Origin of the sequence: Pseudoalteromonas undina (assembly GCF_000238275.3) — a bacterium.
GTDB classification, from domain to species: domain Bacteria; phylum Pseudomonadota; class Gammaproteobacteria; order Enterobacterales; family Alteromonadaceae; genus Pseudoalteromonas; species Pseudoalteromonas undina.
In genome coordinates, this window is record NZ_AHCF03000001.1 from 117,612 (window position 1) to 127,491 (window position 9,880).

At 39.6% G+C, this 9,880-nt stretch carries 6 protein-coding genes and 1 pseudogene; 4 read left to right on the forward strand and 3 right to left on the reverse strand.

What is annotated here, in order from left to right:
- Positions 1–62: 62 nt before the first annotated feature.
- The gene (gene dbpA, locus PUND_RS00580; RefSeq protein ID WP_010392668.1) at positions 63–1,451 is read left to right on the forward strand and encodes an ATP-dependent RNA helicase DbpA; all 1,389 of its coding nucleotides are present in this window, start codon (positions 63–65) and stop codon (positions 1,449–1,451) included.
- A gap of 8 nt (positions 1,452–1,459) precedes the next feature.
- On the opposite strand, the gene PUND_RS00585 is transcribed toward dbpA, so the two are convergent.
- Complete coding sequence (locus PUND_RS00585; protein ID WP_010392669.1) at positions 1,460–2,041, reverse strand: DNA-J related domain-containing protein; 582 nt, start codon at positions 2,039–2,041, stop codon at positions 1,460–1,462.
- Between the two features lie 170 nt (positions 2,042–2,211).
- Here PUND_RS00585 and PUND_RS00590 point away from each other — a divergent pair, with 170 nt between their 5' ends.
- Positions 2,212–5,034: a tetratricopeptide repeat protein gene (locus tag PUND_RS00590; protein ID WP_010392670.1), complete on the forward strand. Its 2,823-nt coding sequence runs from the start codon at positions 2,212–2,214 to the stop codon at positions 5,032–5,034.
- A gap of 79 nt (positions 5,035–5,113) precedes the next feature.
- On the opposite strand, the gene rho is transcribed toward PUND_RS00590, so the two are convergent.
- Positions 5,114–6,373 carry a transcription termination factor Rho gene (gene rho / locus PUND_RS00595; protein ID WP_010392671.1) on the reverse strand — a complete coding sequence of 420 codons (1,260 nt, stop codon included), beginning with the start codon at positions 6,371–6,373 and terminating at the stop codon, positions 5,114–5,116.
- Positions 6,374–6,561: 188 nt separating this feature from the next.
- Positions 6,562–6,888 carry a thioredoxin TrxA gene (gene trxA, locus PUND_RS00600; protein ID WP_008109071.1) on the reverse strand — a complete coding sequence of 109 codons (327 nt, stop codon included), beginning with the start codon at positions 6,886–6,888 and terminating at the stop codon, positions 6,562–6,564.
- 91 nt (positions 6,889–6,979) lie between these two features.
- Here trxA and rhlB point away from each other — a divergent pair, with 91 nt between their 5' ends.
- Positions 6,980–8,257: an ATP-dependent RNA helicase RhlB gene (rhlB, locus tag PUND_RS00605; RefSeq protein WP_010392673.1), complete on the forward strand. Its 1,278-nt coding sequence runs from the start codon at positions 6,980–6,982 to the stop codon at positions 8,255–8,257.
- Between the two features lie 45 nt (positions 8,258–8,302).
- A pseudogene (gppA, locus tag PUND_RS00610) lies at positions 8,303–9,797 on the forward strand (guanosine-5'-triphosphate,3'-diphosphate diphosphatase).
- Positions 9,798–9,880 lie beyond the last annotated feature (83 nt).

Below are 9,880 nucleotides of genomic sequence, written 5' to 3' on the forward strand. Positions count from 1 at the left end.
CTATTATTAGCCGCATATTAATTGAGACTTTTCTCAAGTTATTTTTTGCTATGGAATTTACTGTGACTGCAACTGCTTTTTCATCGTTGGCCTTACCTTCAGGGTTAGTTGATAATTTATCAACGCTTGGCTACACCCAAATGACGCCTGTACAGGCGCAAAGCCTACCGCCTGTTTTAAGTGGCAAAGATATTATTGCCCAAGCCAAAACAGGCTCAGGTAAAACAGCGGCATTTAGTTTAGGCGTTTTAGCCAAGCTAAATGTAAAACGCTTTCGTATTCAGTCGCTAGTATTATGCCCAACTCGTGAGCTTGCAGAGCAAGTGGCGGTTGAGATGCGTAAACTAGCGCGTGGTATTCATAACATTAAGATTTTAACTTTGTGTGGTGGGGTTTCAATTGGGCCGCAAATTGGTTCACTCGAACATGGTGCACATATTATTGTGGGTACACCGGGGCGAGTTGACGATCATATTCGCAAAGGTACATTGCGTTTAGATGATGTTGAAACCCTGGTACTTGATGAAGCCGACCAAATGCTTGATATGGGTTTTCAAGACACTCTCGATGCCATAATTGATCGCATTCCAACCAATCGTCAAACGTTGTTATTTAGTGCTACTTTTCCAAAATCAATCGAAGCTATTGCTAAGCGTGTACTTAGTAATCCAGAAATGATTAAAGTAGAAGAGCAGCAAGAAAAAAGCACGATTAAGCAATACTTCTACAAAATGGATAATAATAAACAGCGTTATCCAACGCTTAAGCTGTTACTTCTTAAATTTACCCCGCAAAGCTGTGTGGTGTTTTGTAATACCAAGGTTGAAACGCAGCAAGTATGTGATGATTTAGCCGATGAAGGCTTTAGTGCGGTGGCGCTGCATGGTGATTTAGAGCAGCGTGACCGTGAGCGTACACTGATTCATTTTGCGAATAAAAGTGCGTCTATTTTAGTGGCTACCGATGTAGCTGCACGAGGTTTAGATATTGATGACATGGACATGGTGATTAACTATCACTTAGCTCACGATCCACAAACTCATGTACATCGTGTTGGCCGTACAGGGCGAGCAGGTAAAAAAGGGGTTGCGTGTTCTATTTATGGTGAGGCAGAGCAATTTAAAGTGGCTCAAATTGGCGACCATTACGAGCGTGACTTTACTCCTGAGCCAATGCCATCTTATAACCTACTAGATAAGCCGCCATACAAACCTGAAATGGTGACGCTGATGATAGATGCGGGTAAAAAGCAAAAAGTGCGCGCGGGTGATATTTTAGGCGCATTAACCGGAAAAGACGGTGTTGCTGGGCGCCAAGTTGGTAAAATCAACGTACTTGATAACGTGGCATTTGTTGCGGTAGAGCGTAACTCATCTAAACCAGCGTTACGCAAATTAACCGAAGGTAATATTAAAGGACGTAAAATTCGTGCTCGTCGGCTAACGCGTTAACTCTCGATCTAATCTGAGCAACTCGCCTTGAGTTGCTCATACTCTATTTTTAGTTGTTTAAACACCTCATTGTCACCTCCTTGTTTATCTGGATGATGCTGCACTGCAAGTTGTCGCCAACGCTTTTGTAATGCTTTTAGTGTGACTGGCGATGTTAATTGCCAACGCACCAGCAGTTGTTGTTGCTGCTCATTACTCAGCGGAATTTCGCGATGAGTCGGCAGACTAAATTGCTGCCAAAAGCTATCTAATAACGCCTTGACTTCATCCGTAGATGTTTCAAAATTTTGCCAGTTTAAATAATAGTCGCGTAGTGGATCGTTAGGATGTAGTTGGTTATAACTGGAACTGTTTACTAGTTCAATATGTAAGCTTTTAACGACTAATTGTTGTTTTGGCATTAATTGCTGTTGTAGCTGATAAAGCGCATTCATAATTAAAAAATTGCGCTTAAATAGGTCGCGCTCAGGCTCGGCAGCTAAAGTATCAAGAAACCCACGTTGTTTTAACTCAGATGCTAAAGTATGAACCATCCACACTTTTTTATTGATTAATAGTTCAAAAATCTCATCTATCAGAGGGTTAAGCATTGTTTACAATCTATTAATTAGTGTATCTTGGATAAATTATCATATACCCAAACAACATTAAACCCCAAGGAGTGGGCGTGAGTGCCTGTTTTGAATTGGTCTAAATTAGATGTTTATACTTGGTTTGGGTGTCGTTTTGTTATGGCTAGCAAGGATTTAAGGATATTTTTATGCTGACTCAGTTAAAGCGCATCTGCTTTATTGGCCTTTTGGCTGTTTTAAGTAGTGCATCAAATGACGCTTTATCAAATGAGCAGCCAAGTTTGTTTGAGCAGTTTAACCTTGAACAAGCATGGCCTGAAAAGCATCGCCTTGCAACCGATATCTTATCGAACCCTGATGTTCCAAATTTACAACGCATTACTATTTATAGCGATTTAGCTGAGCTGGCGTTTGCGCAAAGTGATTTAGCCAATGCACTAAAATATTTTAAATTGCTAGAGACCAATAGTACGTTAAAAGATCAGCCTAAACTTTTCTTTCGTGCGATTAAAATGCAAGGAGTTGTGCTTTATTATCAAGGGTTAGTGCAACAAGCGGTCGTTGATTATAGCCGCGCGTTAAACATCGCAATTGCGCTTAAAAGTCCGATAAAACAGGCTAATTTACTTAGTAATATCGGGCTTGCTTATTTTGATATGTATAACATGGAGCTAGCTCTTGATTATTATCAGCAAGCCAAAGTAATTTATGAAAAAGAGGGGAGCGCACAAGATAAGGCCGATATATTACATAATATTGCTGGTATTTATATTCGTCTCTCTCGATATGAGTCAGCTCTTGAGATGTACCGTGAGGTTTTAAAAGTTTTTCAAGAACTTGGCGATGAAGACGGTGTTGCCCAAGCATACGGTAATATGGGGGTGGCGTACACAGAATCGAGACAGTACCAATTAGCACTGCATTATAATCAGTTGGCCTTACGTTACTATCAAAGCGTTAATAATGCGTTTCAACTTTCTACCAAGCATACAAACTTAGCCACCATCAACCTTAAGCTAAATAAATTTGATGTTGCCTTTTATCACGCTAATGCGGGCCAACAATTTGCAATAGAGGCAGATAATAAGTCTTTATTAGCGGCAGCTTTACATGTGTTGTCAATTGTTCAATTTGTACAAGGTGATACGCAAAGTGCCAAACAAACCTCAGAGCACTCAATTACCCTTGCCAAAGAGTACAATAATGGCATGCGTATTAAAGATGGCTTAGGAATTGAAGCACTAATAAATGCGAGCTTAGGGGATTATGAAAAAGCGCTAAATTTACACCAACAGTACGTTGATTATCAGCGTAGTGTGAATACCGAAGAAGCCTCAAAAGCGGTCAGTCAATTTCAAATCCAGTTTGAATCGAATCAGCTAAACCAAGAAATTAAACAATTAAAACAACAACAATACTTACAAGAATTGCAAATAGCTAAACGTTCACAGTTAACGTTTTTGTTGGTGATTGTTGCCATATTAATTTTAATTACGGTAATTGCTGTTTATAAGCGCCGAACAGAAAAGCAAGCTAAGTTAAAGTTAAGCGAACAAGTTGAACAGCGTACTAAAGAGCTACAAAGTGTGGCGCAAGAGCTACGTGAAGCAAACGAGGTGAAAAGCCAGTTTTTAGCGAATATAAGCCATGAAATAAGAACACCGTTAACTGCTATTTTGGCACAAACTGATGATCTTATTAATGGTCTATACAAGCCGGAACAGTTACAAGATGAGCTTAGAGTAATACAACGTCAAAGTGAGCATTTAAAAAGCTTGATTAATGATGTGTTGGACTTAAGTAAGATAGAGGCAAACCGGTTAGAACTTAATATTAGTTGTTTTGATGTGGTGAAGCTTATCAACGATATTCACGCTATGTTTTCTCCTCAAACTAAAGCGAAAGGTTTATCGTTAGTTTTAGACTGCCAGTTAGAAAAATCCTATTTTACGCGATTAGATTTAACGCGAGTAAAACAAATTCTTATTAATTTATGTGCTAATGCCATTAAGTTTACTCATAAAGGGCAAGTAACTATTGGTGTTAGTAAAACCGAGCAAGGGTTACTCTTTTCGATTAAAGACACTGGGATTGGCATGAGCTCATCTCAACTTAAACTTATTTTTGAGTGTTTTAGCCAAGCCGATAACAGTATTAGTCGACGTTTTGGTGGCACAGGACTAGGTTTGAGCTTGTCGCAGCAATTGGCGGCGATGATGGGTGGCTATATAAGTGTGCAGAGTGAGTTTAAAAAAGGCAGTGAGTTTTCATTTTATTTGCCCTGTATACAAGTTGAAGAGCAAGTTTGCCATGACGATCAGCAAGCAAAGTCAGATGAGCGACATAGATTATTATCGGGTAAAGTGGTTCTTGCTGAAGATCACAGTGATAACCGCAAACTGATCAGTCGTTATTTACATTCTCTTGGGCTGGAAGTGATTGCCGTTGAAAACGGTGAGCAAGCAGTAGAACAAAGTTTAAAGCTATACCCAGATTTAGTACTGTTAGATATTCAAATGCCTGTTATGGATGGTATTTCTGCGTTTGAACTACTCAAGCAATGTGGTTATGAACAGCCTATTTTAGCATTAACGGCCAATGCCATGAGCCATGAAATTGACCATTACCTATCACTTGGGTTTAGTGACTATTTAGCAAAGCCAATCGATAAAGAGTCTTTTTATACTGTGCTAGCAAAATACTTAAATGCTGCAAGTACAGAGGTATCAACTGAACAGATTCATGTTGATATGAGTGATTTAGTAACGAGCTTTCAACAAAGTTTAGCCGAAGAAAGCGAGCTTATTAAGCTACACTTTAAAGATGCTGATTATCAGGCGCTGCAAAAAGATAGCCATCGAGTGTTAGGGGCGGCACAAATGTTCGAGTTTAAAGACATAGCCTTAGCGGCAAAAGCGCTAGACGATGAATTACTTCAGCCACAAATAAATACACAAAGGCTAACAACATTAGTCAATAACTTACAGGCACTGTTTAAAAAATACGAATAAATAAATCTACTCTAAAAACAAAAAAGACACCATTTGGTGTCTTTTTTATTTAAAAACGTTGATTTAACTAGAGTTTAGCTTACTTACGTTTCATCGAATCAAAAAACTCATCGTTGGTTTTACTCATCGATAGTTTATCAATTAAAAATTCCATGGCGTCAATTTCTGACATGTCATGTACTATTTTACGTAAAATCCACAGCTTTTGTAGTTCATCTGGCTTAGTGAGTAATTCTTCACGGCGTGTACCAGAGCGATTAAAGTCGATAGCTGGGAATACACGTTTTTCCGCAATTTTACGGTTAAGGTGTAGTTCCATGTTACCTGTACCTTTGAACTCTTCGTAGATAACTTCATCCATTTTAGAGCCGGTATCAATAAGCGCCGTCGCAATAATTGTTAAGCTACCGCCTTCTTCAACGTTACGTGCAGCCCCAAAGAAACGCTTAGGCTTATGTAGCGCATTAGCATCTACACCACCGGTTAGTACTTTACCTGATGATGGAATAACCGTGTTATATGCACGTGCTAAACGGGTGATTGAATCAAGTAAAATAACAACGTCTTTTTTATGCTCAACTAAGCGCTTTGCTTTTTCGATAACCATTTCCGCAACTTGTACGTGGCGAGAAGCTGGCTCATCAAATGTTGATGCAATAACTTCGCCTTTTACTAGGCGTTGCATCTCAGTAACTTCTTCCGGGCGTTCATCAATAAGTAAAACCATTAATGTAACGTCAGGGTGATTATGTGTGATTGATTGCGCAATATTTTGTAGCAACATTGTTTTACCCGCTTTTGGCGGTGCTACTAATAAACCACGTTGGCCGCGGCCAATTGGTGATGCTAAATCAAGAACTCGTGCGGTAATATCTTCTTTACTGCCGTTACCACGTTCCATACGAAAACGTTCGTTTGCATGAAGGGGAGTTAGGTTTTCAAAAAGGATTTTAGTGCGAGAGTTTTCAGGTTTATCAAAGTTAACTTCGTTTACTTTCAGTAGAGCAAAGTAACGCTCACCGTCTTTTGGTGGACGAATAAGACCTGAAATAGAGTCGCCAGTACGCATACTAAAGCGGCGAATTTGACTCGGAGATACATAAATATCATCTGGGCCTGCTAAGTAAGAAGCTTCTGATGATCTTAAAAAGCCAAAACCATCTTGCAAAATTTCTAAAACACCACCACCGAAGATATTCTCTCCGCCTTTGGCGTGTGATTTAAGAATTGCAAAAATGATATCTTGCTTTCTCAAACGGGCTACGTTTTCGAGCCCCATGGACTCAGCTTGGTTTACAAGCTCTTTTATAGACTTGTCTTTTAATTCGCGTAAATGCATATTGGTGGGTTCTTTATTACAGTTGTCATACTCAAAATCGCTTTATTAGATCGTTGAGTGAGGTTCGTTGAATATAACTAAGGATTAGTTGGCTTTATAAACTAGCAGGTCATTACAGCAGCGTCCAGTACTTCTGCAAAATAAATTATAAAAAAAGGGCTGAGAGCCCTTTTTTTAATTAACACTTATTAGATGTTATTTTCTAAAAACTCAACTAATTGTGTTTTTGATAGTGCGCCTACTTTAGTTGCAGCTACTTGACCATCTTTGAAAAGTAGTAGTGTAGGGATACCACGAATACCAAACTTTGGTGGTGTGCCTGCATTTTGGTCAATGTTTAATTTAGTGATAGTTACACGGCCATCAAACTCATCAGCAACTTCGCTTAGAATTGGGGCGATCATCTTACACGGTCCGCACCATTCTGCCCAAAAGTCTACTAGTACAGGTTTGTCTGATTGTAATACGTCAGCTTCAAAGCTATCGTCGGTAATTTGGATTATTTTCTCGCTCATTGCGCTCTCCGGTTTAGTTAGGCGAAATATTTAGTGCGTATTTAAACACTCTTGTTTCTTATTGCAAGTTTAAACGTTATGCTTAAACGCTATGACTAAGACACATTTGACCGATAAAAAGTTTTCAGACTTTGCTATTGCACCGGAAGTGGTTGCCGGGTTAACCGAAAGTGGGTTTGAATATTGCACACCCATTCAAGCTAAATGCCTACCTTTTATTTGTGAAGGGCGCGATATTGCGGGCCAAGCACAAACAGGTACTGGCAAAACGTTGGCATTTTTAACTGCCACGTGCCACCGGTTATTACAATCTAGCAAAGCACCTAGTAAACATCCAAGAGCCCTGATCATGGCCCCAACTCGGGAGCTTGCGATTCAGATACACAAAGATGCAAAAATTTTAGCGCCGCACTGTAATCTTAACTTAGGTTTAGTATATGGTGGCGAAGATTACGAAAAACAACGTGCACAACTAGAAAAAGGCGTTGATATTTTAATTGGCACCACAGGTCGCCTAATCGATTTATATAAGCAAGGCTGTTACACCCTTAATGAAATTGAGGTAGTCGTGCTAGATGAAGCCGATCGTATGTTCGATTTAGGTTTTATTAAAGATATTCGTTATATGTTCCGTCGTATGCCAGATACGTCAGAGCGTTTAAACTTATTATTCTCTGCTACGCTATCGTACCGTGTGCAAGAGCTTGCATTTGAACACATGACCAACCCTGAGCATGTGCAAATAGAGCCCGATGTAAAAACAGGTAAACGTATTCAAGAAGAGCTATTTCATCCTTCACAAGAAGATAAAATTAAGCTGTTGTTAACCTTGATTGAAGAAGAATGGCCTGAGAAAGCCATTGTTTTTGCTAATACCAAGCATAGCTGTGAAACCGTATATGCATGGTTAAAAGCAGACGGACATCGAGTGGGCATGCTCACCGGTGATGTAAACCAAAAGAAACGCCAGTCAATACTCGCGCAATTTAGTAAAGGCGAGCTAGACTTTTTAGTGGCTACCGATGTTGCTGCACGTGGTTTGCATATTCCAGAAGTAAGTCATGTATTTAATTTTGACTTACCTGACGATTGCGAGGATTACGTTCACCGCATTGGTCGTACAGCTCGAGCAGGCGCTTCAGGTCATGCAATTAGCTTTGCGTGTGAGCAATATGCTTATAACCTTCATGAAATTGAAGAATACATTGAGCACAGCATTCCATTATCACATTACGATAAAAGTGCATTGCTAGATGATTTAACGAAGCCGACTATTCATAGAAAACGTAATTTTTCTACTGGTCCACGTAATCGTAGTAATAACAACGGACGTCGCCCAAATAATGGTTACCAAAAAGGACGGTCTTAACCGACCGTTAGTTTGATTGTATTTGTAACTAGAGGTTTTTGAACGGTGGGGCAACTTAAACCGCAAAAAAATGTATATGCAGTCATTGATTTAGGCTCAAATAGCTTTCATATGCTTATTGCTAAATCAATGGCGGGCGGCCTGCAAACTATAGGGCGCGTCAAACGTAAAGTAAGACTCGCAGCTGGGCTTGATGATAATAATTTATTGAGCTTAGAGGCTATGCAACGAGGCTGGGAGTGTTTGGCTTTGTTTGCAGAGCGGTTGCAAGATATTCCCACGCAAAACATTACCATTGTTGCCACTGCAACACTTCGCTTAGCAACCAACGCCGAAGACTTTAAACTACGTGCAGAAGAAATATTAGGGCATAAAGTTAATGTTATTAGCGGCGAGCTAGAAGCACGAACGATTTATAAAGGGGTTGCACATACCTCTTCATGTACTGGCAGGCAGCTGGTTATTGATATTGGTGGAGCGAGTACCGAGGTTGTTATTGGCCAAGGCTTTGAAGCGCGTCACTATAAGAGCCTTAATATTGGCTGCGTGACTTTTCTCGAACGCTACTTTAAAGATTGCCAATTAAATGAAGCAAACTTTAATGCTGCTATAAAAGCAGCGCGAAATGTTGTTGATGAAATAGCACCTGAATATAAAACGGCTGGTTGGCAACTTGCCTCTGGTGCGTCAGGTACAGTGCAAGCTATTCAAGAAATTATGGTGGCACAAAATTTAAATGAAATGCTCACTCTTGAAAAGCTATACACCATCAAACAACAATCCATAGCTTATAAAACAATAGCTGAACTCGATTTACCAGGGTTAAGTGAAGAGCGACGGTTAGTGTTTGTATCTGGGCTGGCTATTTTAATTGCACTGTTTGAGTCACTAGAAATAGAACAAATGGGGTTAGCGGGTGGTGCTCTGCGTGAAGGTGTTTTATATAGCATGCTACCGGAGCTACATAATACCGACATTCGCCAACGTACCGTTGATGGTTTTATGAACCGTTATCATGTTGATCAAAAACAAGCATCTAGAGTATCAAGTTTAGTTGCACTGTTAGCTAATGAAGTCAGTCAGTATTGGCCGATTGAAGCACAAAACGGATTACCGCTTTTGAATGCCGTCGCGCAGCTGCATGAAATAGGTTTATTAATAGAGTATAAGCAGTACCACAAACATACCGCTTATATCTTAGAAAATACCGATATGCCCGGTTTTTCACAATCAGAACACAAAGTGATCGTTGCTATAGCTAATAGTCATCGCTGGGACCTTTCAAAAGGGATGCTTAGATCATCTAGGTGTACATAGTATTGTTGCCGCATATATGGTTCGACTATTACGTATTGCCGTTATTTTATCTATGCGCCGACAAGATGATGTGTTGCCAAACTTTAAGATAACAGCTGAGAATGAAGAGTTAGTGATTCAATTTGAAAATAACTGGTTAAAAAACCACCCATTGATGGCAAGTGAGCTAAATCAAGAGATTAAGTATCAAAAAAAATGCGGTTGGAAACTTAAAGTGAGTTAGTTAATCCGGCTTTCGCAGAGTTTTTAGTGGTTAAAATGAGCTTTTAGTTGTATTTTTGTTCGAACAGTCATTTATTTCAAGTT